We start from the raw sequence: 25893 nt of genomic DNA, 5'->3' as shown, positions 1-25893 counted from the left end.
TTGTTATAGTGGGGATGGAGTCAAAGAACGATATTACTAGGAGGTACTAAATTTTATGGCAAACCTATATGATAACGCATATGACTTAGAAAAAGCGATTCGTAACAGTGAAGAATTCCAAGGCTTGAAAGAAGCTTATGAAGCTGTCATGAACGATGAAATCGCAAAGAAAATGTTTGATGATTTCCGTCAAACTCAAATCACACTTCAGCAGAAACAAATGCAAGGTGAAGAAATTTCTGAAGAAGAAGTAGAGCAAGCTCGTAAAGTTGTAGAAACTGTACAGCAGCACGACCAAATCTCTAAGCTGATGGAAGAAGAGCAGCGCTTGAACACTGTAATCAACGACATCAGCCGCATCATCACAAAGCCACTTGAAGAGCTTTACGGTAACCCGGAAGAGCCTCAACAATAATTGAATGATTCATCGAAACCACCCTGTTAAGGGTGGTTTTTTGTTTTTTTAAGCCGTTTTTTGCAGGAAAAGCGTCTCTTTTTGCAGAAAAAGTACAAAAAGAGAATTTCTGTAAAAGGAGCATAAACGATGAAACACTTCAAGATAGAAGAGCACCCGAGCTTTGTCCATTTGAAAATCGCCAGAGGGGAAAAGTACAACGCACTGGATGCTGCTTTGTTGAGAGAGTTTTCAGAAGCGGTCCAAAAAGTACAAGAAATGGATGCGTCCATCTTGCTTCTTTCGGGAGATGGAGATGGCTTCTGTGCAGGAGGAGATCTCCGCATGATGCAGGAAGTGAAAGATCCGAAAGTTTATGATCAGGTCATGGATGATATCGAACATATTGTCACTACTTTGTACACCATGCCTAAGATTGTCATTTCGGCGCTGCATGGTCCGGTCGTAGGGCTGGGTCTGAGTATTGCACTTGCCGCTGACTATGTAATTGCTGAGAAAGACGCTGTTTTATCCATGAATTTCATCGGCATCGGTTTAGCTCCTGATGGAGGAGGACACTTCTGGCTCCAGGAGCGGCTGGGGACTCATCAAGCCAAGCACTTTGCCTGGGAAGGACAAAAAATGGATGCGGAAACAGCGCATGGTTATAAATTGATCGATATCATTGTAGAGAATCCTGTTCAAAAATCTGCAGAAGCTATGGCTGAAAAGTGGAGTCAAAAACCTCTTCAGTCTATGATCGCTACTAAGAAGATATATCATCAGTATCACTTGGATAAGTTGCTGCAATACCTTTCAAAAGAGCGGCAAACCCAGTGGAAATTGACTCAGTCTGAAGATCACCGCGAAGGTGTTGAAGCATTTCTGGAAAAAAGAAAACCGAACTTCAAAGGCAAATGAAAAAAGTCGCGCTGACAGGCGCGACTTTTTTTAGGTCATTTTCTTTACCTATGAAAAAGAACAAGATGCCCTTCCGGGGCTGCACATCGGTGTGTATGATGACTGAAACCTTTTTCTTCAAGCTTCTCTTGACCGATTTCTTTCGCTTGATCGTCATTCTCTGCTTCAAAGGTTTCATCTAATACATTTGTTCCGTCTTTCTCGAATACAGTTAAGTAGTATTTTTTCATTGATGCCCCTCCCTGAATAGGTGTTCATTTATTTAATTTTGGGATGGAAGATTGAAATTCCTGCCTATATTTAAAATTTATCAAAAAAATGAAACATTTTTTCACGGTCTGCGTATTTAGAGAAGAGAGGAGAGATCTTATGACATTACGTCTAAGGAACGTAACGAAAAAGTTCAATTCATTTACGGCAGTTGATCAATTATCATTGGAAATTCCCGAGAAGCAGATTTTCGGGTTTTTAGGAGCGAATGGAGCAGGAAAAACGACGACCTTTCGTATGATTTTAGGTTTGATCGATCAGACAGAAGGAGAAATTTCATGGAACGGGGGCGAAGTGGGGTATGGTCAAAGTCATTTGATCGGTTATTTACCTGAGGAAAGAGGATTGTATCCAAAGCTGAAAGTCCAGGAGCAGCTTATTTATTTAGCGAAACTCCGTGGGATGTCCAAGTCGGATGCGTTGAAAGAGATGAATGATTGGCTGGAAAAGTTCAAAGTCCCAGAATATAAAAATAAAAAAGTAGAGGAGTTATCAAAAGGAAATCAGCAAAAAATACAATTTATTTCTGCTGTCATCCACAAACCGAAGCTGCTTATTTTAGACGAGCCTTTTTCTGGACTGGACCCTGTCAATGTAGAGATGCTTAAAGAAGCAGTGGTTGAACTTAAGGAAAGGGGAACATCCATAGTCTTCTCTTCCCACCGGATGGAACATGTTGAAGAGTTGTGTGAAAACGTCTGTATTCTTCATCATGGCAGTCCGGTCGTGGGTGGACATCTAAGTGATATCAAACGTTCTTTTGGAAAGAAAAATATAAAGGTCCGCGCTGACTTTGAAACGAACTTTTTGGAAGACCTCCCTGGGGTGAATAAATATAAATCAATGCCTGGCGGGTGTGAACTGCAGGTCATGAATGAAGAAGTGTCCCAAACCGTTTTTAGTGCGCTGGGAGATAAAGGGTTTATCCGTACATTCGACCTCGAGGAACCGACCTTGAATGATATTTTCATCGAGAAAGTGGGGGCTTCCTATGAGTAAATTTTTTGTCATGATGGGGCATACATATAAAAATCGAGTGAAGTCAAAATCATTCCTCATCACTACCCTGATTACAATAGCTCTCATTTTCACTTTATCCAATTTGCAGTCGATCATTGATGCATTCACCGGTGAGGATGATGGAAAAACGGTTGCTGTACTTACTGATCAAGAGCAATGGTTTTCAGCTTTGAAACAGAACTTAGCGACCGAGGATGAGCTGTCATTACAGATGTTTTCCGGCGGTTTGGAAGAGGCAAAGGAAGAGGTTAAGAAGGGTGGTTTTCATTCGGTCGTCCAACTGGAAGAAGGAGAAGAAGGCCTTCCTGAAGGAACGTATTATGCTGAACAGATTGCCAGCACAGAAGAAAGCAGACCTATACAACAAGCTCTTCAGCAAGTGAAGGCGGTCACGGTTACGGAACGTTCAAATATCGACGCATCCGTTATACAGCAGATTTCCTCTCCTGTTTCTTTTCAACTCGTAGCTTTGGAAGAGAACGCGAAATCAGCTGAGGAACTGGATCAAACGCGTGGACTTGTCTATATCATGCTGTTTTTAATGTACTTTTCCGTTATGATGTATGGAAATATGATTTCGACAGAAGTAGCGACTGAAAAATCGAGTCGAGTCATGGAAATTTTAATATCGAGTGTATCTCCAGTTTCACAAATGTTTGCGAAAATCATAGGGATTGCTCTTTTGGGATTGACTCAATTTTCGATTTTTCTTATAGCTGGTTATTTTGGAATCCAGCAGAGCAGAGATTCTAGTGATGGTTCGTTATTGGAGTCATTCGGTTTGCTTGATATACAGGGGAGCACGGTCGTGTATGCTGTCGTCTTCTTTTTACTGGGGTACTTACTGTATGCAACTCTTGCAGCAACGCTCGGTTCGCTGGTCAGCAGACTGGAAGATGCACAGCAAATCGTTGCCCCGATGATGATGATGGTGGTGGCTGCTTTTCTTATAGCTATGTTTGGATTGAATTCTCCTGATGCTAAGTTTATTACTATCAGTTCTTACTTCCCTTTCTTCACGCCATTGATCATGTTTTTACGTGTAGGTATGCTGGATGTCCCTTTGTGGGAGATTGTTCTATCCCTGTTCATGCTATCAGCATCGGTGATCGGATTGGGGTTGCTCGGGGCCAGAATTTATCGTGGAGGCGTACTGATGTATGGAAAGTCCTCCTCGTTGAAAGATATGAAAACCGCTCTGCAGCTATCTAAAAAAGAAGGATGATATGCTTATCTTACAATTATATTTCTCTCCATCTTTTATAGATGGGGGTTTTTTTGTGTGTAAAAGCGAACGTGCATTCGTTATGGAGCTTTGATAAAATGAAGAAAAAGGAAAGAATGGAGCATGTAATCATGGGAGACACCTTGCGTTTCATCCATAGCGCAGATTTACACTTGGACAGCTTATTCAAAAGTAAAAGCCATTTACCGGAACGCCTGCTAAAGCAGATGAGGTCAAGTACCTTTGAAGCTTTCGACCGGTTAATCGATCAGGCTTTGTATTACGATGTGGACTTCGTATTGATTGTCGGGGATCTCTTTAATGAATCCATAAGAAGTTTAAAAGCTCAGGTTCACTTGAGGGATGGTTTTAAAAAGTTATGTAAAAAAGGGATTCCTGTCTATGTGAGTCACGGAAATCATGATTATGTCAAAGGGAACAGGTATCCGATTGATTACCCGGAGAATGTACATGTATTCCAGACCGAAGAGGTTGAGCGGTTTTCATATTGGAAAGGTGGCATACATAAAGCCAATTTATATGGGTTCAGCTTTGAAAATCGGGCAGTGCGTGAGCGAAAAGTACAAGAGTATCGAAAAGAAGAAGATCCAATGTTTCATATCGCTCTTCTTCATGGAAGTTTGGAGACGAACACGGACCATGATGTTTATGCTCCTTTTAAGATGGAGGAATTATATGAGCGGAACATGGATTACTGGGCACTCGGACATATTCACCAACGTCAAACATTGTCCCATCTTCCACCGGTTGTATATCCAGGGAACATTCAGGGCCGTTCGAGAAAAGAGTCGGGGGAAAAAGGGTGTTACCTGGTCGAACATAATGGTGAGGAATGGAACCTCACTTTTCTCCCACTTCAAAGTTTTGTTTATGAAGAAGTCACGGTTTCCTGCGAAGGAGTATCCTCCCCCAAAGATTTGGAATCCATTTTTGAGAATGCAAAGCAGCAAATCAGTCATACGAATTCTTCTGTGGTACTGAGTGTTGAACTCGTTTCATCTTCTGGGATTTTGAACAAATGGGATAGTGAAGGCATTCTTGAAGAATGGGTCGAGATCGTCAATGAAGGTGAAAATTTTGAAGAAGAATGGATTTGGATAGACCGAGTAATGATTTCAGAGCAGCCTGTCTGGGATGAAGAGGAATTGATCCGAAGCCAGCACTTTGCCGGAGAATTAGTCAAAGGAGCCGATGAAGTCACCGAAGAAGAAATAGAAGAATGGATTTCCCCTTTATTTCAACATAGAAAAGCATCTAAATACTTATCTGTCCTTACGAAAGAAGAGATGAAAGAAGTAAAAGAAGATGCGAAACGGGTCGCGATTGAACAGCTATTGATGAGAGAGGATAATCATTCATGAAGATTATTGAGATGAATATCTATGGTTTTGGGAAGTGGAAAGATCATACCATCCACGTTGAAGAAGAAAATATTAATGTCATTACTGGTGAAAATGAAGCTGGAAAGTCTACACTCCGTCAGTTCATCCTCTATATTCTATTTGGATTACCATCAAAAAAGCGGGACCTTTACTTGCCTAAATCCGGTGGGAGTTTAGGGGGGCGTTTGATTGTATCGACTTCTGAGTACGGACGTTTGACTATTGAGAGGATTGATAATCGGAATAACGGAAAAGCGGTTTGTCAGTCGGAGAACGGTGAAGTCATGGATGAGGGTTGGCTTAGTCATTTACTGAAAGGAACAAGCCGGGAAGTGTATCAGTCTATTTTCAGCTTCAGTGCCGAAGATTTGATGGAAATACAGCAGCTCTCTGGTCACCATTTAGGAGAAGCATTGATGAGCATAGGGATGACAGGCTCTGATCGGATCTATGAAACGGAAAATTGGCTGGAGAAACAAATCAATGACCGATTCAAACCTAAAGGAAAAAATCCTAAAATCAATCAGCGATTAAATGAAGTTGAAAAAACGAACAGAGATAAGAATACTGCAGAGAAGAATGAATACAACTATCAGACCCTTTTGGATTCCAAAGAAGGCTGCATAGCAGAAATCACTCAAATGGAAGATAAGTTGAAAGAAAGTCAAAGACTCTGGTTCAGCTATGAGCAATTGTTGAAATCAATATCAGTGATTTCTGAGTACCACCAAGCGAAAGCAAAGCTTGGAGAGGTAGAATCCACTTCTGATTTTCCTCCTGAAGGAAGGGAAAGGTATCAGAATTTGAAAGATCGACTTTTGCCCCTTGAGAGTGAGAAACATCAGTTGACTATGAATAAAAGAGAGATTGAACAAGAGTTATCCAGGTTTGAGAGTCATAAAACTGATGAAGAGCTTTTGAATCAAGCGCAATCTTTATTGGATCGAAAGGATTCCTTTGATAAAGCAAAGCATACCCTTGAACAGTTGAAAGCCCGTGCTCAAGACATCTATCACCAACTGGATCAAGATATTAAAAAGATGAGTATACCGATTGATGAAGAAGAGTTACAAGAATACCCCTTTCCTTTTTACATAGAAGAGACATGGAGAGAGTTGAGGGAGGAGAAAAAAGAAACAGAGCAAGAGGAACAACGATTGATAGAGCAAGAGTCTGAAGCTGATAATGAGATCATGAAATTGGAAGAACGGTTGGACACTGCTCAAAAAGAAATGATTAGTGACTCAGAGCTGCGGACCTACACAAACCAAATCGACCATGCATATGAAATGGCAGCTTCCGGGCGTCCGCAAAATGCTCTGGAACTCAAGCAACAAAGAAATCAATGGCTGGTGTTCACAGTAGTATTGATAGGAGCTGGATGGGGGATGGCCTGGTTTTCATCGAATCCGAGTCTTGGCTATTTAGCGACTCTTATTGGAGTGGGAGCCGCATATTGGGCATTTCAAAAACATCGAAAAATCAAAGGGTTGCCTGATGTGCAAAAACAAAATGTAACCCAAGTTCCTGCAGAAAAGAGTTTAGAGGATGCCAGAAGAATGGTGCAGAAATATGAAAATGAAAAGTCACATCTTAATCATATGAAAGATCAAAGGAAGTATTGGCGGCAGGAGGAGATACGCCTCGAAGAAAAGAGAAGGAATTTATCTCAACGACGTCGCAGGTTGGAAGCAAGGCTAGAGGAGCAGGTAAGCCATTATCCTTTTCTCGCTTCTCTGCCTGTCAGACATTGGACAGAGTTATATCATTTATTGATCCAAGCACAGCAGAGAAATGAAGAATACTTACATTTGAATGCAGAAATCAAGGATTATGAATTCAAAATGCATAAGATGGAGGATGAATTAACTCAGTTCTGTCAGCACTTCGGCAGGGGGAAAACTGAGGAATCAGCCGATGAATGTTGGAAACAACTCATAGAATGGTGGACAGAACAGAATAATAAAGCTGAACAAATGGAGCGTCTTTCTCTGCAATTGAAAAATCATGAAGAAAAGTTGAATGATGTCCTGCTGCAAATCCATCCGTATGAAGAGAAGCGAAAACAACTATTTGCTATGGCAGGGGTGGATTCTGAGGAGGAATTTTACCGGAAACTTCAAAGTTATGAAGAATATCAGCAAACGCTCGAGATGTCGAAACAATTGCAGCAGCAGGTGAAGAGCCTTTTATCCAGAGATGAACAAGAATTCTTTTCGGTCTGGGAGAAGGTCCCGGACGAATCAGCTGTACGGATGGAGTCAGCCTCTTTACAGGGGGAGATCGACCAGACAGAGAAAAGACTTCGTGAATACCAGCAAAGATTATCAGACATAAAGACGGTAATCGATCAATTGGAAAAATCAGAACAGCATTCGGAGCTGATTCATCGATATGAAATGGAAAAGTCCATGCTGAAGGAAGAAGCGAAGGAATGGGCCAAATATCAAGTGGCCAGAGAGATTCTTAAAAAGACGAAGGAACAATACAAACGTCTTTACTTACCGGCAGTCATAGAGAAAGCAGAATACAACTTTAAAAAGTTGACCCTCGATCGATATCAACGAATTCACTTTAGTGGTGAAAACGCGGGGGTGTCGGTCGAGGATGAAAGAGGACGGATTTTTTATACCGAGGAGCTTTCCAGAGGGACAAAGGATCAATTGTATGTATCCTTCCGATTCGCTTTAGGTGAAACGATGGCTGATCAAATGAATCTCCCTTTTATCATCGATGATGCCTTTGTACATTTTGATCGTTATCGTCTGAAAGAAATGTATGAGCTTATTGGAGAGTTATCCCGTCATCACCAAATCATTCTTTTCAGTTTCAGAAACGAGCTGGTCGATGAATTCTCTGATGCACATTCCATTCTTTTGTCTCGTTGAATTCACCTAAATAATAGGCTCTGTTAGAGTCTGTGTTGATATTTTAAACAATTACTGAATATTCCCTGTCTGGGATTAGGTGTGCAGTCCTTTATTTACTCTGAGCATGGGATATCAGGGAAAAACAGTCCGCTTTCCGCGGGGGACGCTTTAGTCTCCTCGAACTTCGTTCTCCGGGGTCTCACCTTATTCCCTTTCCTGCAGGAGTCTACCTGTTTCCCCTAACATTCCGTTCGTAGTTGGTGTAACGGTCCCCCACGGAAAGGGAGTCATTCTAAAAGGCCGCCTCATACAAATTTCAGGACAGAAAGTGTGAATATGAGCTCACATGTGAAATAACAACACCAAGCAATAAAAGAGCCAAATAATAAATACACATCTCTCGGTAGATGCAGGTTTGCAGGGAACAGAGTTTAAGAGAGGATTCGCAAAACAGACATTTTAATGGTAAAATGTTTTAAGATTATTTGATGATAAAGCAATTGGAGGGTTTCCATTGCCTGAAGAGAAGAAAAATGATTGGGAACATTACGAAGAAACGATTGAACAATTTATTCAAGTGATAGCAAAAAATATGAGCTTATATGGGGTCACGCCATCCATCGGCAGATTATACGGGGTGCTTTATTTTTCCGAGGATCCTATGACTTTGGATGACATGCGGGATGCTCTTGAAATGAGTAAAACCAGTATGTCTACCGGTGTGCGTGCGTTATCAGACATGAAGATGGTTGAGCCTTCTTTTAAAAAAGGAGTGCGCAAGGATTTGTACAAGTCTGAAGAAGATTGGTATAAATCCTTTACTTCTTTGTTTGGAAGTCGCTGGAGGCATCATACGGAGACGAATATTGAAGAGGCAGATGAAACCATCCATGAATTGGAGAATTTAAAAGAAGAGACGGATGATGATTCCTTAAAAGAAAAAATCAATAAGGATATTGAGCGTTTGGAATATGCTCAAAATTATTATCGTTGGTTACTGAACTTCATCCATGTGGTCGAGTCTGGAGAAATATTCAACTATGTGCCAAAAATCGATCAGAAAAAACCGCCAAAATAGATGTTTGGCCGAAAAGCTGTTCCTCCCTTCTTATGCGTAGTATCATAGACGTATAGAGGGTGCGGGACAGCTTTTTTAGGTTCCCGTCTAAAAAAATGGTAATTTAAAGAACCCGTCGTTTTTTTACCTTGTAATTCAGGGAATAAATTAATGGGGATACGTTTCTATTATTGGTTCTGTTAAAGTCTGTTGTTGATATTTTAAGGGATTACTGAATAGCCCCCGCCCGGGGATAGGTGTCCGTCCGTTATTTACTCAGAGCATGGGACGGCAGGGAAGACAGTCCGCTTTCCGTGCTCACGGTACCCCGCGGAAAGGAAGTCATTCTAAAAGGCTGCCTCACACAAATTCACGGACAGAAAGAGCTGATATGAGCTCACATGTGTAATAACAACACCAAGCAATAACAGAGCCTGACAAAAAGGAATGAACAGTAAATATAATTGAGAGACGATAAAAAAAGCAAATCTACTATTTTTAATGTCAGAGGTGAGTCTATTGAAAAAAGGCATAGCCAACTACCAGATTGGAGATACATTCGATCACTACTTACTGATAAAGACTGTTTCCAAAAGCGTCGCAAGCAATGGAAAGCCGTTTTTATCTTTCCTATTGAGTGATCAGACAGGCGAAATTGATGCAAAGCTATGGGAAGCGAGTAATGAGGATGAAAAAGTTTTTCAGCAGGGAGAACTTGTCAAAGTTTCAGGAGAGGTCGGTCAATTCAGGAATAAGCCACAATTGAAAATCCACAGTATTCGACCTTCTCAGCCAACTGATGGCGTATTTCCTTCTGACTTCATTGAAAAAGCTCCAGTTGAAAAAGAAGAGCTTATGGAAAAAATCACAGAAGCTATTTTTGAAATGAAAAATCCAAAGATACAACGGATTACACGCCAGCTGGTGAAACAACATCAAGAAGCGCTCTTAAGCTATCCGGCAGCAGTTAGGAATCATCATGAATATGTCTCAGGACTTGCTCATCATATCGTTTCCATGCTGCGCCTGGCGAAGCAGATCATTGAATTATACCCTGAGTTGAATAAGGATCTCCTTTATGCAGGTGTCATTCTTCATGATCTTGGAAAGCTGCGTGAATTGTCGAATGCAACTTCGCCATCTTACACGATGGAAGGAAAGCTGATTGGACATATTCCGCTGATGATGGAAGAAATCCGTATGACTGCTGAACAATTACAGATTGAAGGGGAAGAGGTCACAGCCCTACAGCATATGGTCCTCAGCCATCATGGAAAACTGGAGTGGGGCAGTCCGCGGCCTCCTTTGATTCGTGAAGCAGAAGTCCTTCATCACATCGACATGCTTGATGCGAGAATGAACATGTTGAATCGGGCATTGGATAAGATTGGACCGGGAGAGTTTACGGAAAAGATTTTCCCGATGGAACAAAGAGCTTTTTACAAACCTACATTTGAAGAATAACAGTCATAGGAGATAGAGAAATGAAATGGAGAGAGTGGGATCGGAATTTAAAGATCCGATTATACGGGGAAGGGGCAATCAACATCCTGTTTTGGATGTTTTTCCCCTTTATGACCATCTATTTTGAACGGTCATTCGGTAAAGATTATGCCGGTCTATTGCTGGTGTTATCCCAGGCCTTTTCGGTCGTCGCCAGTTTGATCGGCGGGTATTGCGCAGACCGTTTCGGAAGAAAGAAAATGATGGTTTTTGCTGCCATCGGTGAGAGTGTCACTTTTGTTTTATTCGCAGCGGCGAACTCTCCCTGGATGGATTCACCGGCATTGACGTTCGTATCATTCAGTTTATTAGGGGTATTCGGTGCGTTTTACTGGCCGGCATCCCATGCAATGATTGCAGATGTAGTTTCTGAGAAACATAGAGCTGATGTGTTCGCAGTGTTTTATACTTCAATCAATATCGCTGTCGTGATAGGCCCGGTTATTGGGAGTGTCGTCTTTTATACATATCGTTTCGAGATGCTTATCGCAGGAGCGGTCATTACGGCAATTTTGGCTGGAGTCCTTGCTTATTTCCTTGAAGAGACCATTACGGTCAAGGAACGTGTGAAAGAGAAAGGGAAAGGCGCAATTACTGCGATTTGGGAGGAGTTGAGTGCCTATCGTGTCATCGCCAAGGACCGTACATTCCTGCTTTTCATCGTTGCAGGAATCTTTGTAGCTCAAACCTTCATGCAGCTGGATCTGCTGATTGCTGTTTATACAAGTGAAGTCATTGATAAACAAAAACTGTTTGAGATTGGCAATTGGTCGCTCACATTGACAGGAGAGCAGGCTTTCGGTCTCGTACTGGCAGAAAACGGTTTACTGGTCGCCTTATTCACGGTTATTGTTACGAAGTGGATGAACCAGTTCAAAGAGAAGAGAGTTTTCATCCTTTCATGCGTTTTTTATGCGGTAGGAATCACGCTTTATGGATTGACTCAAAGTATTTGGATTTTCCTCTTAGCTATGGCCATATTTACATTCGCTGAGTTGATGGTAGTAGGAATACAAGAGAGTTTCGTTTCAAAACTGGCTCCGGAGGATATGAGAGGGCAGTATTTTTCAGCAGCCTCCCTTAGATTTACAATCGGACGATTGCTTGCTCCTGTCAGTTTGATCGTTTCTAATTACCTGAATTACACGATGACCTTTCTTCTGCTCGGTTTTTTCGCTATGTGCGGAGCGTTGATTTATGTTTGGATGTTCACTAGATTGGATAAGCGGGAAGGGGGGGCTTGATAAGGCTTGTTCATATATGAAGAGGTTCCTACATAAGATAGAAACAAATGGAACAGGGAGGAACTCTCTATGTTATTTGGCATCCCGATCTGGGTGTTTTTCTGTATTCTTTTCATTTTCTTGAGTGGTTATATGGCGTTACGCGCGATGAAAGCAGAACATCATCTGGAACAGCAATTCATTGAACGAGAAGGTCAAGTCTATATCAACCGGATAGCGGAAGAGAAGGAACGTAGAGAAAAGAAAGAATTGGCAGGAACAAAATGAAAGCCAGGTGATCGAATCACCTGGCTTTCTCTATTTCAATCGATTATTTCTCTTCTGATTTTTCAGCTTCTGGCTGCTTGAAGAGATCTTTATATTCTTCGATCTTCACATCAACCTCGGCTTCTTTCATGATTTGATCCAGTTTTTGCTGAAGCTGCTGCTGATCGACCTTCTGGCTGATCAACGTTCGCTTGATTTCAGATTTTGCTTCTTCGTATGGTTTTACATCTTCGACATCACGCTTGTCCGTTACTTTGATCAAGTGGTAGCCGAATTGTGTTTTTACTGGCTCACTTACTGTACCTACTTCAGTGTTATAAGCGGCCTTTTCAAATTCTGGAGCCATTTTTCCTGGTCCGAAGTAACCAAGCTGTCCGCCTTTTTGAGAAGAACCATCTTGAGAGTACTCTTTAGCCATCTCTTCAAAGGAAGCACCATCTTCAAGTTTTTGCTTAACTTCTTTTGCAGTCTCTTCATCTTTGACAAGAATATGAGAAGCTTCTACTTCTGTTTTCATTCGCTCATAGTAATCTTTCATCGCTTCTTCACTGATATCAATATCTTCGGAAGCTGCTTTTTCCTGCAGCAAGCTGAAGCGGATTGTTTCTTTGAACTGCTCTTCGCTTGAGAATCCGCTTTGCTTAAGTACGGATTCGAATTGATCGCCATATTGTTCTTTCAGTGTATCCAGTTCTTTTTGTACGGCTTCATCAGATACATCATACTTAGCAGAAAGGACTTCTTTCATGACTAGTTGTTGTAGTACTTTTTCGCCGCTCTCTTTTTTAAGTTCTTGGTAGAACTCTTCTTTGGTTACTTCTCCACCATTAGTTTCAACGACCGTTTCTGATTCGTCTGCATTGGATGAACAAGCAGATAGTGTAAATACGCTTGCTGCAAGAGCAGCCGTAATTGCTAGTTTCTTCATAAAAGTTACACTCCTAAACAATAGTATGATTTTCCTGACGTAGAGGTCTTCTTTCAGCCCATGAGTTAATATAACATAATTTGCCTCATGTATTCCACAGAGAAGACGGAAAATATGGAAGAGGACCTATGAGCCTCATCGTGGATATGGTTGAGGAGCGGAAACACGTCATGGATGGGATAACTAAAACAGGCTTGGTTGAGGGTATTCAACCAAGCCTGCTGCTTTATAGTGTATTCAGCACTTCCACATATGAAGATATGAGTAAGATCGTAATTAGGACATTGATTGTCCGGAAAACGCGTGTCTGCTTTTCATTCGACATCTTGGTTTTCAAGCATAAGGAATGAGTGAGTGAATTGAACACGAATAAGATCACTAATGCATACAAGATAAATCCGATTGCCATGATGAAGAAACCTCCTTTATTCCCTATGAAACTACTTTATCAAAATTTTAGGTAGATGAACAGAAGAACGAAACAAAGGAAGAAGAAAAAAACAGCGTTCCTGATCTGGAGCGCTGTTTATGAAGGTGAAATCTATGCTTCTCTTTGTTGTATGAGTATATCGTAGCCTTCTTTTGCATTTTCAATAACACATTTCCTTGGAGCTTTTGCAAAATGATTCAAGTATAGAAAGTCTGAAAAAGACAGTCCGATATTCACTGCAGCAAACAAAATCAAGTATGCGAAGTAATGTGGGAAGACAAGGCTCATGACCAACGCCGGCATAGTAATGAATACGGTCGGAGCAAGCGCCATGATGATGGATGTCTTTTTAGATAATTTAGATTTGCATTGATAAGTGAAAGTCGGTACGAACCGTTTTTTGAACTTGAAGTTTACTTTGAATTTTTTGTAAAACAGCGCTAATGGCAATATATGCATTAAACGGTGCATGGAAGGAAGACAGAATAGAATGACAAGCAATGGTAAGAAACCATGATCATTCATATCGTGCGTTCCATGCAGCATGGCAAATGGTAGATATAACAGTAGAAAGGACAAAAGTCCAGTCAAAAACGACATCAAGTAAACGCGATTGAGACCGAATTCTTTATTGATGTTCACTGATTTCCAGCAATTCATCATGAGAGAATCCCCCTTTACTGCAGAAAGTACTGTGATTTTATAGGAAATATCGCTATGATAGTAATATTCATTATTAATGGTTTTCTATAGAAGTAACGCGCACATGTGAAATCATAGTACCTTTCACAAGAAAAAGCAATAGGTTTTACAGAAAAAATAAACTTGACTTCTAAACCGTCATTTCGGGAATTGACGTGACATGAAACGTGGCTGTTATAATAGATTGTGGAGGGAATATTGTGAAAAAAGAAAATCCTTGTGCAGCCTTCATTTTTCAACTGCAGCTTCTATTGAATATAGAGGAAATGAAGAAGTACCCATTCAAAAAACTAGTCATTGAAAGTGGAATTACTGAGGAAGAATATCATCATACGATGCAGCTCCTTGAAAATTTGGATTCCACTTATCAAAAAGAGATTGAAGACGGACTTCTCCATCATGAAACGTTGTTGATTCATTTTGCCGGCATGCTTCCATATAAGCTGCCCGTTCAACAAACTATTTCTGCTTTGGAGAGGGAAGGGTATTACCCTGATTTGATGAAAAAATTGAAGGAGTTAAGCGAAGAGTAAAACCCCTATTTCAAAAGAACCATTTGAAATAGGGGTTTTACAATGTTTATGATGATTTGGATTGTTTCTTATACGTTTCTATATCGGTAGGTTGCTGGATAGCGTTTTCGTTTTCTATATTATTTAAGGAACGTTCAAGAATCTCTATATACTCATCACCATAAATCTCCTTGATCAGAGCAGACAAATCCAAGAATTCTGGAAGTTTTCCATACATTTCTGTCATGGGTAGTGCGCCTTGAAGGACTGAACTTTCCTCTGGTTCATATTCATGGAGGGTAGCTTCTAATAACTCCACGCCTTCATTTGTCAATTCAACATAGGTGTTCCGCTTATCATTTTCTCTTTTGGAAAATTGAAGAAGTCCTCGTTCTTCCAACTTTTTCGAGAAATTGAAAGCTGTGGAAACATGCATGACCCCGAATTTCGAAATTTCGGAGACGCTTGCTCCCTTCAAGTGGTAAGCGATCCATAAGATATGGTGTTCATTGATGTTCAATTGGAAAGGCTTGATCCACTCCTGCCAATCTTTCTCGATGGCCTTCCAAAGAGCTTTTGATAATTGAGCCATCTTGTGGCTGTAAAATATAGCCTCCTGTTTAGAGACTTTATCCTTCATTCATCTCACCTTCTTTAGGTAGTCTTAAGTTCAAGAAATAGGTTAGTTGCGATTTATGAGGAATAGACAGGTGTATGGTCAATTTGTCCACTTACTATAATGATAATAATATTCGCTGAAAATTCAAGAGATAATGTTCTGAAATAGTATATTAAAAAAGTCCAGATTCTTCTGAAGAACTGGACTTTCTTTTATTACTTATTTTTTTCAGGGTTCATTTCATTGAATGCTCCTGAGATTAGATCATGAAAACCGATCATATCCTCGATACGATGATACAAACTATCAGCAACTTCCATTTGTTTTTCCTTTGAGATTTCCTGACAGCGGTCTTTGAGCTGGACTTCAATCGATCTTAATGATTGTTCTTGTTCGTTAGTAGCCGAATGCCATTTCTTAATATAGGATGACATGAAGTTTTTATATAAGTTTTCATTCGCCTGATACAGGTCTTTACGGACTCCTTTCTTCCAAACACGTTCAACGAGTCCTTGATCAACCAGGCTTCGTACTCCTGTACTCATGGATGTTTTACTCTTTCCAAGAGCATCACTCATCTCATCTAAAGTCATAGGGTCCCGATTGATGTAGAGGGTAACGAAAAGGCGGGCATCTGATGGAGATAGACCGAACATTTCAAGTGTTTTAGAAAATTCGTGTATGACTTTCGTGTGAATATCTTCAATAGTGTGGTGATCTTTTAGAACCATAAGATCCTCCTCTTCAACAAGTCTAAGGCTAGATTACTATATTTTGGATTTTATTAAAAATAGACGATAAAGGAGTATATCGAAGGAAACAGACGTAAGGAAAAGCATTTTCATAACTCAACTTCGTACAGTTTAAACTGTACGTATTTTTTGTTCTTGAATTAAAGAATTTATCGTTTGAACTTTTTATTACAAATAGGTTACAGTAATAAAGGTGCTTGAACGAGTTCGGATAAAACAAGAACGTTACGCAGCATAATAAGAAAAAATAAGAGGTGAGACTTTTGCCGATCATCCAAGTAGAAAACTTATCCAAGATCTTTGGGAAACAGGCTAAAAAAGCGACCAAATATCTGGATGAAGGTTTATCAAAAGAAGAAATACTAGAAAAAACAGGGAATACGGTCGGGGTAAACCGTGCATCCTTTGATGTTGAAGAAGGAGAAATTTTCGTCATTATGGGATTGTCCGGAAGTGGTAAATCTACGCTTGTCCGTTTGGTCAACCGATTGATTGAACCGACTGAGGGCAGCGTTTATATCGATGGACAGGATTTAGCGAAGATGGACAGCCAGAATCTTCGTAAAGTTCGCCGTGAAAAATTGAGCATGGTATTCCAAAAATTCGCCTTGTTTCCACACCGTACGATTTTGGAAAATGCCGAATTCGGTCTTGAGGTGCAAGGTGTAAATAAAGAAGAACGTAAAAAGCGAGCGAAAGAATCATTGGAGATGGTAGGGCTCGGAGGATACATCAACCAATTTCCTCGTCAATTGTCAGGCGGAATGCAGCAAAGGGTAGGACTTGCCCGTGCACTGGCCAATGACCCTGAGGTCCTGTTAATGGACGAAGCGTTCTCAGCACTCGATCCTCTGATTCGTAAAGAAATGCAGGACGAGCTGTTAGAGCTTCAAGAGACGATGAAAAAGACAATTCTATTCATCACCCACGATTTGGATGAAGCTTTGAGAATCGGGGACCGTATCGCATTGATGAAAGACGGTAAAATCGTCCAAATCGGAACGCCGGAAGAAATTTTGGTGAATCCAGCGAACGATTATGTAGAGAAGTTCGTTGAAGATGTCGATCGTTCCAAAGTATTGACAGCTGAACATATCATGAAGCGACCTGAAACGGTAGATATTGAAAAGCATGGTCCTAGGACAGCTCTTGAGCGTATGCGTAAGGAAGGACTATCTACGATTTATGTGACAGATGCTAAAAGGAACCTGCATGGATATGTCACTGCTGAAGATGTGTCTGAAGCAGCTAAAAAAGATGTGAAAGAGTTGAAAGGAATATTACGCACGGATATTCCAAAAGCATCTAAAGATACATCTATGAACGAAATCTTTGAATTGATTCATGATGCTCCTGTGCCGGTTGCTGTTATTGAAGACGGCAAACTGAAAGGGATTATTGTCAAAGGAGCAGTCATTGCTGCACTAGCTGGAAGTGAGGTGAACTTAAATGGGTCTGATTCCTAAGATTCCTATGGCGGAATGGATATCCGCCGCCACAGACTGGGTTACGGATACATTTGAATTTTTATTTGATTTTATAAAAAATGATTTCGGCGATTTCATTGAAATGTTCGCTGAGGAATGGCTGATGAGCATTCCGATTTGGTTATTCATTCTCATAGTCGGAGTTCTTGCTTTCTTCGTCTCAGGAAAAAAGTTTGGTTTGACTGCTTTTTCCGTGATTGGTCTTTGGTTCATTGCCAACCAGGAGCTCTGGGCAGAATTGATGAACACGTTCACTCTTGTCATCTTTGCCAGTTTGATCTCCGTCATTATCGGAGTACCGTTTGGTATCTGGATGGCGAAAAGCAAATTAGCTGAAACAATTCTGACGCCTATTTTGGACTTCATGCAGACGATGCCGGCTTTCGTCTATCTGATTCCGGCAGTTGCATTCTTCAGTATCGGTATGGTTCCGGGGGTTGCAGCGTCCGTAATCTTCGCTACACCACCGACCGTTCGTTTTACAAACTTAGGGATCCGTCAAGTGTCTCATGAATTGATTGAGGCCTCCGATTCATTTGGAACGACCGGGGTTCAGAAGTTATTCAAAGTTCAATTGCCAATGGCGAAGAAAACGATCATGGCTGGAATCAACCAAACCGTCATGCTTGCTCTTTCAATGGTTGTCATCGCTTCAATGATCGGTGCTAAAGGCCTTGGACAAACAGTTATTACAGGTTTACAGCGAGCAGACGTAGGTACAGGCTTTGTTGCCGGCCTTGGTATTGTAATCCTGGCCATCATCATCGATCGATTCACCCAGAACTTGAATACACAACGTGGCGATTAATTTTAATGGGATGAAAGGAAAGGGAGGTCACCCTCTTTTTCCTTTGATATAAATAATAAGGGGAGAGATTTACATGTTTAACTTTGATTGGAAGCGTCTAGGCGTAGCAGCCGGATTATCTTTGACTTTAATTGCTGCAGGATGCGGTTCTTCAGAGGAGGAAGCCGATTCAGGAGCAAAGGAAGAAAAAAGCGCCAGTGAAGAAATGAATTACGAAATCACTGGGATCGAGGCTGGAGCAGGAGTCGTTAAATCAGCACAAAAAGCTGTTGAAGAATACGATAGCTTGGCTGGCTGGGAAGTATCTACTTCTTCTTCAGGTGCAATGGCTACCGCATTAGGTGAAGCTGTTGAAAATGAAGAACCGATCGTTGTAACAGGCTGGACTCCACACTGGAAATTTGCAAAATATGACCTTAAATACCTTGAAGATCCAAACGGTGTCTTTGGTGGAGAAGAGCAGATCAAGACAATGGTAAGAAAAGGTCTTGAAGAAGATAAGCCGAATGCTTATCAAATTCTTGATCAATTCCAATGGACAGCAGATGATATGCAGTCAGTCATGCTTGATATCAACGAAGGTATGAGTGAAGAGGAAGCAGCTAAGAAGTGGATCGAAAATAACCAGGATAAAGTAGATGAATGGACGAAAGGTACGGATAAAGTAGAAGGTACTGAAGTTGAATTGGTCTTCGTCAACTGGGATTCTGAAATTGCTTCAACAAACGTGGTAGCGCAAGTATTGATGCAGCAAGGATTTGACGTGACGATTACACCACTTGACAACGGACCGATGTGGCAGTCTGTCGCTGAAGGTGAAGTTGCAGGAATGGTTGCGGCATGGCTTCCAGGGACGCACGGAGACCTTTATGAGCAGCATAAAGAAAACTTGGTAGACCTTGGTGCGAACTTAGAAGGTGCTAAAATCGGACTGGTCGTACCGAAGTATATGGAAGCAGACTCTATCGAAGATTTGAAACCAGCTGAATAACACGAGAAAGCCCCGGTGGATGATGTCCTCCGGGGCTTTTTAGGTTCAATTATTGGTGGTTGATGACTTCATGGCTCGGTTGAGTGTCATCATCATTATTCTCTTGATCAGCTTTTGCTTTTTCTTCAAGCTCTTTTAAGCTTTCTTCAATTTGTTCCAAGTATTTTTGGATGTTTTTCTGGTGAGGTTCGACAGTTTTCTTCCAGCTTTCGATGGAAGTTTTCACATCTTCGGATAACTCTTTGATCAACTCTGCTCCTTCTTTTGAAGTTTGAGCAATTTGATCTTTCAACTGCATTCCTTCTTCGCGAAGGCTTAGGACTGTGTTTTTGAGGCTTTCACTTTTCATTTTTGCGTTTTCACGGAAGTCACGACCAGAGGATGGTGCACTAAGTAATGTGTATGCTGCTCCTACGACTCCACCAACGATGAAACCTAAGGCTAAAGATTTTGAATTTGGCATATAAAAAAACTCCTTTCATGTCCATCTCATACTATTATTTTCTCATAAAGTAAAAGATTGAAACCTCATTGATAAAAAAATGTTGTCATGATCTTGGAGTATATTCTTAATGGAAGGGTATAAACAGAGACACTACGATCGTGTAGTGTCTCTCATAAGCCATTCATATCTGCAAGCCTGACAAAGAGGGGTCAGGCCGAATATCGTTGAATCGTGCTCGTTTGTACTATTCTGGATCTCTTGATGATCTTAGATGCAACCGGGTAGATGATGAGCATAAGAGCTACGTTCAATCCTGCAGTAGGTAAAACCACTGTAGCGAACAGGACACCGAAGCTTGCATTCATCAGACCGATAACAAAAAGAACGATGCTCAAGAAAACCGTCCCACTCACCAGTGTTCCGATTCCAGTGATGACAGAAACTGCAAATTTACCATTCATTGTATTACGAATCAAAAGAAATAATCCGAAAGCGAACAATGCTGTAATGGGTTTATCAATCAAGTTGGCGATCTGTCCACCAGGAACCGTCGTGGTCAAAGCGGAAATGAAGCCTGTGGCAAGGGATAAGATGAGCACATAAGGAAGTTTAGGGAATAAAACAATCCCTAAAAACATCATGGCTAACATCATATCAGGACGCATTCCCAGGAAAAATGGAGGGAGTATCGCGTGCAGCACAGCCCCGATTCCTACAAACAAAGATAACATGACTAAAATACGAGTATTCATTTAAACAACTCTCCTCAACTAAACTAATCTAAACTATATTTACACCTCATGTGTGTCCTCGTGACCACATGCAGATGCATAGTTGTATTATATCAATACCACTTTGAAAAAACAAAATCTGATGCTTTTATGGAGCGATGTTCTGATTCACTTCTGAAGCGATTTGTTGAAGCTGCTCTGTCGTGTAATCGTCAGAGTGGACCTCCCATTTAGCTCCGAAGCCATCCTGTTTTCCGTATCTCGGAATCAAATGGATATGTAAGTGGAAGACCGACTGTCCTGCAGGTTCTTCATTATTGTTAAGAACGTTCATTCCGATTGGTTCATACGTTTTCTTCAGCGCGTTTGAAATTTTCGGTACTCGAGCGAATACTTTTTCAGCTACCGCTTCATCCGTTTCATAGATGTTTTTCGTATGATGCTTAGGAATGACGAGGGTATGCCCCTTAGTCACCTGACTGATATCCAGAAATGCGAGAACATCCTCATCTTCGTATACTTTTGCTGATGGAATCTCCCCCTCGATGATTTTACAAAAGATGCAATCCTGTGCATGACTCATGATCCTCACTCCTTTTGATTTTGTTATATTGTACCATAAAATCTCTTTTCCGCCCGAGGGGAAGCATTCGTTTGATTTATACAAGTAAAAGGTCAAATGTGATAAAATTTGTGAAGAATGGATGATTATGAAAAGAGGGATGAAGTTGCAACCTTTGTTAAAAGTCGACCAACTCCATGGGGGATATACACATAAAAACGTGCTGCACGGAATTTCCTTTGATGTAAAACCGAAAGAAATCGTAGGGTTGATCGGTTTGAATGGTGCAGGTAAAAGTACGACGATCAAACACATCATCGGAATGATGCAGGCGAAAAAAGGTGAGGTATCCATCAATGGCACCTCATTTGAAAAAGATCCTGAAAAATATCGTCAGCAGATCGGTTACATACCAGAGATGCCGATCCTTTATGATGAGTTAACTTTATATGAACATCTGCACTTGACTGCAATGGCATACAATATTCCGGAAGATGTATTTAAAAAGAGGCTGGATCCTTTATTAAAAGAGTTTCGTCTGGAGAAAAAATTGAAATGGTTTCCGATTCACTTTTCTAAGGGGATGCGTCAGAAAGTGATGATCATGTGCGCTTTCCTTATAGAGCCTGACCTTTATATCGTAGATGAGCCTTTTGTGGGTCTCGATCCCCTCGGCATTCAGTCCTTTTTACAAATGATGGAGGATATGAAAGAGAAGGGGGCAGGCATCCTGATGTCTACCCATATCCTCGCCACGGCTGAAAAATACTGCGATCGATTCATCATTTTACATGACGGAGAAATCAGAGCGAAAGGGACGCTTGATGAATTGAGAACCGCCTTCCATCAACCGGATGCGGCTTTAGATGATATCTATGTCCAATTGACGAAGGAAGAAAATCATGATTAACGCAAAAGAGTTTTGGAATCGGCGTTTTTCTGATCATGTAAAAGAAACCAGTCGGTATTTGAAATACATCTTTAATGGTCATATCGCTGTTGCGATGTTGTTTTTCATTTCAGCGCTCGCCTATTATTATCAACAATGGCTTTTGGATCTGCCACCATCGTTTCCGACTGCAGTCATTACCGGGGTTATATTTGGTCTCGTGGCCAGTTACAGCCCTGTCCGTACTCTGCTGAAGGAAGCGGACTTGATATTCCTGCTTCCGGCGGAATTTCAACTAAGTGACTACTTCAAACGATGTCTTTACTATAGTTTCTTGATTCAGCTGTACGTCGTTTTCCTGTTAGCCGCTGCTCTTGGACCGCTTTATTTTGCATCATATCCTGAGCTCGGAAGCCAGCATTATTTGATAATGATTGTTCTTGTCCTGTTCACCAAAGTATTGAATATGGTGTCCAACTGGTGGATGTTAAAAGAGAGGAATCCCCGTATACGAAGGACGGATCAAACAGCAAAAATTCTCTTGAACATAGCCGTTTTTTACTTCATTGCCAAAAGTGAATGGGTGTTTGCCGGGGTTATTGCGCTGTTATTGGCTGCTGTTTTCCTGTATACGTATATGATTTCCCGTCAAAAAGCAGGCCTTGCATGGGACTTGCTCGTAGAAAAAGACCACCAACGCATGCGTACGTTCTACCGGATTGCGAACATGTTCACCGATGTTCCTCATTTGAAGAATACGGTCAAGAAAAGACATCTCTTGGTCAATGCGGTAGTAAGCAGAATCCCCTACGCTCAAGAGCAGTCATTCAGCTACTTGTATCGAATTACATTCATACGGAGCAGTGATTACTTAGGTATGTACACGCGATTGGTGTTGATAGGCGGTGCTGCAATTTGGTTTGTACCGAACATGTGGGTGAAAGTCGCTTTCGCTCTACTGTTTTTATATTTGAGTGCGTTCCAAATGATGACGTTGTGGAATCACCACCGCACCATTGCCTGGCTCGATATCTATCCCCTTCGGCATGAATGGAAGCAGCAGGCTTTATTGAAGTGGCTCAAACAAATCACTCTGTTCCAGACTTTTCTTTTCGGGTTATTGTTCATTTTCCAATGGAACTTGCTTGGATTGGTGATTGTATGGGCAGGGGGCAGTTTATTCAGTATCGCCTTTATTCAAGGGTACGTGAAACAGAAGCTTGTTTGATTGATACTCAGGAGAGTGCTTGACTGCACTCTCTTTTTTTATGCCCCAATTTTGGGTAACGATATAGAGTGAAACTGATTAATGGGGGAATACGTATACAGAGAGCGGAGTCTTGTAATACGTGGTAGATTTGTTAGAATACCATCCCAATAAAATAAACAGTGAGACAACCTTTTGCAAGGTAACTGGAGGTGGAACGATGAATTACGAAGAAAGAGCATTGAAAGAAGCTTTGAGGTGGAGCCGGTCTATCGAAAAAAGATCATCTATTTTACAACGCTCCACGAAGAAATGGCAGACATCCGTAAATGATAAAATCCCTGAATCTGTTCATAAGGTCGTTACTTCAAGTGTGCAGAAGATGATTGAACTGGCCATGACATCATCGGAATACATCCGACCTGTAGAGGTATCTTCAGAATGGTCTTTTGAAGAGAGGGAGCTGTTGATTAAAAAAAGGTTGAAAGAATACCAAAGGGCAGCATCCATTGAGGGAGCAGCTACAGGACTTGGAGGGCTTTGGTTCGGAGTGGCAGACTTTCCGCTTCTGCTTTCCATCAAGATGAAGTTTCTGTTCGATGCAGCACAAATATATGGATTCAATGTCCATAAATACGAAGAACGTGTCTACCTTCTCTATGTGTTTATGCTCGCCTTTTCAAGTGATCATACAAGGAAGCAGGTGAAAGAGTTGGTGTTGAATTGGAGTGAAGTGGAGAAGAAGCAAAAGCAGATAGACTGGAAGACTCTTCAAATCGAGTACAGAGATTCGATAGACTTTGTGAAAATGCTCCAGCTCGTACCAGGTTTCGGGGCGGTCGTCGGTTATTTTGCTAATAGAAATCTCATGCATCAACTTGGAGAGACGACTCTTAATGCGAGCCGCCTCCGTCTGCTTCAACCTTCCTGATGGTGTTCTTGGTAACTGCGGTAAGCCTGCCATAACGTCTTTGCTGCATGAGGAAGAGCTTTTTCATCAAAATCGAACTTCGGATGGTGATGAGGGTAATAGTGGTCAGGAAGTTGAGCTCCAGTAAAATAAAAAGCTCCTGGTTTTTCAAGTAAGTAGTAAGAAAAGTCCTCTCCAGCCATCACAGGGTCGACCTCCTCCGTTTCTAAAGAAGGATCAGCTTCATGAGAACGATTGAGGATCATCTCAGCTTCTTCTTTGTGATTGAAAACGGGAGGGTACCCCTTTTCATAATTGAAGTCGTATTCTGCACCGTGGCTTAAGCAAGTTCCTTTTATGATTTTTTCCATTTCGCTCATGATGATTTGCTGGACGTCAGCATCGAATGTCCGTACGGTTCCTGTCAGTTTGGCAGAGTCCGCGATGATATTGAAGGCGTGCCCGGATTCAAACGTCCCGATAGACAACACGGCTGTTTTCAAAGGGTCGATCCTTCGACTGACGATTTGCTGCAAAGATTCCACGAGCTGGGAGGCAATCACAATGGCATCTTTTGTCTGGTGGGGCTGGGCTCCGTGTCCGCCTTTTCCTTGAATGGTAATTTCGAAGCGATCGGCACCTGCCATGAAAGCTCCTTTAGAAGTGTGGATGACGCCTGTCGGGGTATTGACCCAGAGATGGGTGCCGAATACAGCATCAACGTCATCAAGTTCCCCTGATTCCAGGATGGGCTTGGCTCCACCTGGTGCATATTCTTCGGCGTGTTGATGAAGGAAAACGACAGTACCCGGAATTTCTTTTTGGTAAGGGACCAATGCTTTCGCCAAACCTAACAAAGCAGCGGTGTGACCGTCGTGCCCGCAGGCATGCATAGCTCCCTCGTTTTTGGATTTGTATTCCACATCATTTTGTTCGTGGATAGGCAGAGCGTCAAAGTCCGCTCTGAGGGCGACAGTTTTGCCTGGGCGGCCGCCTTCAAGCCTGGCGATTACTCCGTTGCCGCCGATTTCGCTTTTATAAGGAATACCGAGCCGTTCATATGTATCGCAAACGAATTGCGCCGTTTTTTCTTCATGAAAAGAAATCTCTGGGTATTGGTGCAGGTACCTTCTTGTTTCTACCATATGTTCATACTGTTCATCGATTGCCTGGAAAGTTTTCTCCCACATGATTTTAAAAGTGCCTCCTCATATTCGTTGTTTCATAGAGTGTAATACAACCGCTTCCAAGAGACAAATGATAGAAATCCGCTGACAAGGATCAGCGGATTTCTTGAATCTGACTATTCTCTTTATAGTCTGGAGTCTTGAAGGAGGCGGCTGATTTCCTCCATATGACCTGTTTCATCGGCGATCATATCGTCCAGTTTCACAGATAATTCAGTAAGTCCGAGTTCTTCAGCCTGCGCTTTTCTTTCTTCGTACCTTTTGATCGTCTGGCGTTCGGCTTCTCTAGCTTCCTCAAGCATCGGCTTGACTTCAGTCAATTGCTTCACTTCTGCTGGTGTAGTCGTAGGTGTACCGCCGAGAGTGCTGATTTTTTCGGCTAAGTATAAGGCGTGTCCCTGCTCGTCCGCGACTTCACTTTCAAAAAAAGGCTTCAATACGGAACGGTATAAACCTGTTACGACTGCAGCGTTATACGTATACATGATGGTTGCTGCATATTCGTGGGCGAGATCCTCATTCAAACCTTCAATCAGAGCTTTCATTTTTTCGTCCATGA

At 41.6% G+C, this 25893-nt stretch carries 28 protein-coding genes; 17 read left to right on the top strand and 11 right to left on the bottom strand.

Annotated features, from left to right (window positions below; translation table 11 throughout):
• Positions 1 to 55: 55 nt before the first annotated feature.
• The gene (locus tag LCL89_RS07495) at positions 56 to 415 is read left to right on the top strand and encodes a YlbF family regulator (RefSeq protein ID WP_197315345.1); all 360 of its coding nucleotides are present in this window, start codon (positions 56 to 58) and stop codon (positions 413 to 415) included.
• A gap of 129 nt (positions 416 to 544) precedes the next feature.
• Positions 545 to 1315 (top strand): enoyl-CoA hydratase, encoded by a 771-nt coding sequence (locus tag LCL89_RS07490; RefSeq protein ID WP_224809272.1) that lies wholly within the window; start codon positions 545 to 547, stop codon positions 1313 to 1315.
• Between the two features lie 44 nt (positions 1316 to 1359).
• Here the strand turns inward: LCL89_RS07490 and LCL89_RS07485 are convergent, their stop codons facing one another.
• Complete coding sequence (locus tag LCL89_RS07485) at positions 1360 to 1545, bottom strand: YhzD family protein (RefSeq protein WP_197315347.1); 186 nt, start codon at positions 1543 to 1545, stop codon at positions 1360 to 1362.
• Between the two features lie 139 nt (positions 1546 to 1684).
• Here LCL89_RS07485 and LCL89_RS07480 point away from each other — a divergent pair, with 139 nt between their 5' ends.
• The 8 genes from LCL89_RS07480 (at position 1685) to LCL89_RS07445 (ending at position 12174) form a co-directional block, all read left to right on the top strand.
• Positions 1685 to 2584, top strand: coding sequence for an ABC transporter ATP-binding protein (locus tag LCL89_RS07480; protein ID WP_224809270.1), 900 nt, complete (start codon positions 1685 to 1687; stop codon positions 2582 to 2584).
• Positions 2577 to 3830, top strand: a complete 1254-nt coding sequence (locus tag LCL89_RS07475) for an ABC transporter permease (protein ID WP_224809268.1) — start codon at positions 2577 to 2579, stop codon at positions 3828 to 3830. Before LCL89_RS07480 ends, LCL89_RS07475 begins: the two co-directional genes overlap by 8 nt.
• A gap of 116 nt (positions 3831 to 3946) precedes the next feature.
• Positions 3947 to 5212, top strand: coding sequence for a metallophosphoesterase family protein (locus LCL89_RS07470; RefSeq protein WP_224809266.1), 1266 nt, complete (start codon positions 3947 to 3949; stop codon positions 5210 to 5212).
• Positions 5209 to 8121, top strand: coding sequence for an ATP-binding protein (locus tag LCL89_RS07465; protein ID WP_224809264.1), 2913 nt, complete (start codon positions 5209 to 5211; stop codon positions 8119 to 8121). The genes LCL89_RS07470 and LCL89_RS07465 overlap by 4 nt, the downstream gene beginning before the upstream one ends.
• Positions 8122 to 8617: 496 nt before the next feature.
• On the top strand, positions 8618 to 9181 hold the full coding sequence (locus LCL89_RS07460) for a GbsR/MarR family transcriptional regulator (protein ID WP_197315352.1): 564 nt from the start codon (positions 8618 to 8620) through the stop codon (positions 9179 to 9181).
• 498 nt (positions 9182 to 9679) lie between these two features.
• Positions 9680 to 10624 carry a 3'-5' exoribonuclease YhaM gene (yhaM, locus tag LCL89_RS07455; RefSeq protein WP_224809613.1) on the top strand — a complete coding sequence of 315 codons (945 nt, stop codon included), beginning with the start codon at positions 9680 to 9682 and terminating at the stop codon, positions 10622 to 10624.
• 20 nt (positions 10625 to 10644) lie between these two features.
• A complete protein-coding gene (locus LCL89_RS07450) occupies positions 10645 to 11907 on the top strand; it encodes an MDR family MFS transporter (protein ID WP_224809262.1) in 1263 nt (420 codons plus the stop codon).
• A 69-nt stretch (positions 11908 to 11976) separates the two neighbouring features.
• Positions 11977 to 12174 (top strand): sporulation YhaL family protein, encoded by a 198-nt coding sequence (locus LCL89_RS07445; protein WP_224809260.1) that lies wholly within the window; start codon positions 11977 to 11979, stop codon positions 12172 to 12174.
• A 43-nt stretch (positions 12175 to 12217) separates the two neighbouring features.
• Here LCL89_RS07445 and LCL89_RS07440 read toward each other — a convergent pair whose 3' ends face one another.
• From LCL89_RS07440 to LCL89_RS07430, 3 genes are all read right to left on the bottom strand, one after another.
• The gene (locus LCL89_RS07440) at positions 12218 to 13102 is read right to left on the bottom strand and encodes a peptidylprolyl isomerase (RefSeq protein WP_224809258.1); all 885 of its coding nucleotides are present in this window, start codon (positions 13100 to 13102) and stop codon (positions 12218 to 12220) included.
• Between the two features lie 226 nt (positions 13103 to 13328).
• On the bottom strand, positions 13329 to 13511 hold the full coding sequence (locus LCL89_RS07435) for a hypothetical protein (RefSeq protein WP_197315357.1): 183 nt from the start codon (positions 13509 to 13511) through the stop codon (positions 13329 to 13331).
• A gap of 132 nt (positions 13512 to 13643) precedes the next feature.
• Positions 13644 to 14195: a DUF3267 domain-containing protein gene (locus LCL89_RS07430; RefSeq protein ID WP_224809256.1), complete on the bottom strand. Its 552-nt coding sequence runs from the start codon at positions 14193 to 14195 to the stop codon at positions 13644 to 13646.
• A 239-nt stretch (positions 14196 to 14434) separates the two neighbouring features.
• Here LCL89_RS07430 and LCL89_RS07425 point away from each other — a divergent pair, with 239 nt between their 5' ends.
• Positions 14435 to 14767: a DUF1878 family protein gene (locus LCL89_RS07425; RefSeq protein WP_224809254.1), complete on the top strand. Its 333-nt coding sequence runs from the start codon at positions 14435 to 14437 to the stop codon at positions 14765 to 14767.
• Positions 14768 to 14813: 46 nt separating this feature from the next.
• Here LCL89_RS07425 and LCL89_RS07420 read toward each other — a convergent pair whose 3' ends face one another.
• Entirely contained in the window at positions 14814 to 15386 is a 573-nt protein-coding gene (locus LCL89_RS07420) for an HTH-type transcriptional regulator Hpr (protein WP_197315359.1), read from the bottom strand.
• 194 nt (positions 15387 to 15580) lie between these two features.
• Positions 15581 to 16096 (bottom strand): GbsR/MarR family transcriptional regulator, encoded by a 516-nt coding sequence (locus LCL89_RS07415; protein ID WP_224809252.1) that lies wholly within the window; start codon positions 16094 to 16096, stop codon positions 15581 to 15583.
• A gap of 284 nt (positions 16097 to 16380) precedes the next feature.
• On the opposite strand from LCL89_RS07415, the gene LCL89_RS07410 reads away from it, so the two are divergent.
• The 3 genes from LCL89_RS07410 to LCL89_RS07400 all read left to right on the top strand — a co-directional run bounded on the left by LCL89_RS07410 (position 16381) and on the right by LCL89_RS07400 (position 19403).
• Positions 16381 to 17583: a quaternary amine ABC transporter ATP-binding protein gene (locus tag LCL89_RS07410; protein WP_197315361.1), complete on the top strand. Its 1203-nt coding sequence runs from the start codon at positions 16381 to 16383 to the stop codon at positions 17581 to 17583.
• Positions 17567 to 18412: an ABC transporter permease gene (locus LCL89_RS07405; RefSeq protein WP_197315362.1), complete on the top strand. Its 846-nt coding sequence runs from the start codon at positions 17567 to 17569 to the stop codon at positions 18410 to 18412. Before LCL89_RS07410 ends, LCL89_RS07405 begins: the two co-directional genes overlap by 17 nt.
• 73 nt (positions 18413 to 18485) lie before the next feature.
• Positions 18486 to 19403, top strand: coding sequence for a glycine betaine ABC transporter substrate-binding protein (locus tag LCL89_RS07400; protein WP_224809250.1), 918 nt, complete (start codon positions 18486 to 18488; stop codon positions 19401 to 19403).
• A 49-nt stretch (positions 19404 to 19452) separates the two neighbouring features.
• Here the strand turns inward: LCL89_RS07400 and LCL89_RS07395 are convergent, their stop codons facing one another.
• The 3 genes from LCL89_RS07395 to LCL89_RS07385 all read right to left on the bottom strand — a co-directional run bounded on the left by LCL89_RS07395 (position 19453) and on the right by LCL89_RS07385 (position 21162).
• Positions 19453 to 19866 carry a YtxH domain-containing protein gene (locus tag LCL89_RS07395; RefSeq protein WP_197315364.1) on the bottom strand — a complete coding sequence of 138 codons (414 nt, stop codon included), beginning with the start codon at positions 19864 to 19866 and terminating at the stop codon, positions 19453 to 19455.
• 191 nt (positions 19867 to 20057) lie between these two features.
• A complete protein-coding gene (locus tag LCL89_RS07390; protein WP_224809248.1) occupies positions 20058 to 20600 on the bottom strand; it encodes a tryptophan transporter in 543 nt (180 codons plus the stop codon).
• A 127-nt stretch (positions 20601 to 20727) separates the two neighbouring features.
• A complete protein-coding gene (locus LCL89_RS07385; RefSeq protein WP_224809246.1) occupies positions 20728 to 21162 on the bottom strand; it encodes an HIT family protein in 435 nt (144 codons plus the stop codon).
• Between the two features lie 145 nt (positions 21163 to 21307).
• Between LCL89_RS07385 and LCL89_RS07380 the strand changes: the two genes are divergently transcribed.
• From LCL89_RS07380 to LCL89_RS07370, 3 genes are all read left to right on the top strand, one after another.
• A complete protein-coding gene (locus tag LCL89_RS07380; RefSeq protein ID WP_224809611.1) occupies positions 21308 to 22051 on the top strand; it encodes an ABC transporter ATP-binding protein in 744 nt (247 codons plus the stop codon).
• Positions 22044 to 23258, top strand: a complete 1215-nt coding sequence (locus tag LCL89_RS07375; RefSeq protein WP_224809244.1) for an ABC transporter permease — start codon at positions 22044 to 22046, stop codon at positions 23256 to 23258. Before LCL89_RS07380 ends, LCL89_RS07375 begins: the two co-directional genes overlap by 8 nt.
• 199 nt (positions 23259 to 23457) lie before the next feature.
• Positions 23458 to 24168 (top strand): EcsC family protein, encoded by a 711-nt coding sequence (locus LCL89_RS07370; RefSeq protein WP_224809242.1) that lies wholly within the window; start codon positions 23458 to 23460, stop codon positions 24166 to 24168.
• On the opposite strand, the gene LCL89_RS07365 is transcribed toward LCL89_RS07370, so the two are convergent.
• Both LCL89_RS07365 and LCL89_RS07360 read right to left on the bottom strand, forming a co-directional pair.
• On the bottom strand, positions 24156 to 25337 hold the full coding sequence (locus tag LCL89_RS07365) for an amidohydrolase (protein ID WP_224809240.1): 1182 nt from the start codon (positions 25335 to 25337) through the stop codon (positions 24156 to 24158). The genes LCL89_RS07370 and LCL89_RS07365 overlap by 13 nt on opposite strands.
• 122 nt (positions 25338 to 25459) lie before the next feature.
• Positions 25460 to 25891, bottom strand: coding sequence for a ferritin-like domain-containing protein (locus LCL89_RS07360; RefSeq protein ID WP_197315371.1), 432 nt, complete (start codon positions 25889 to 25891; stop codon positions 25460 to 25462).
• Positions 25892 to 25893: the final 2 nt, after the last annotated feature.

The sequence above is a fragment of the Halobacillus yeomjeoni genome (assembly GCF_020171525.1).
Classification (GTDB): domain Bacteria; phylum Bacillota; class Bacilli; order Bacillales; family Halobacillaceae; genus Halobacillus; species Halobacillus yeomjeoni.
This window is presented reverse-complemented; position numbering and strand designations above follow the sequence as displayed.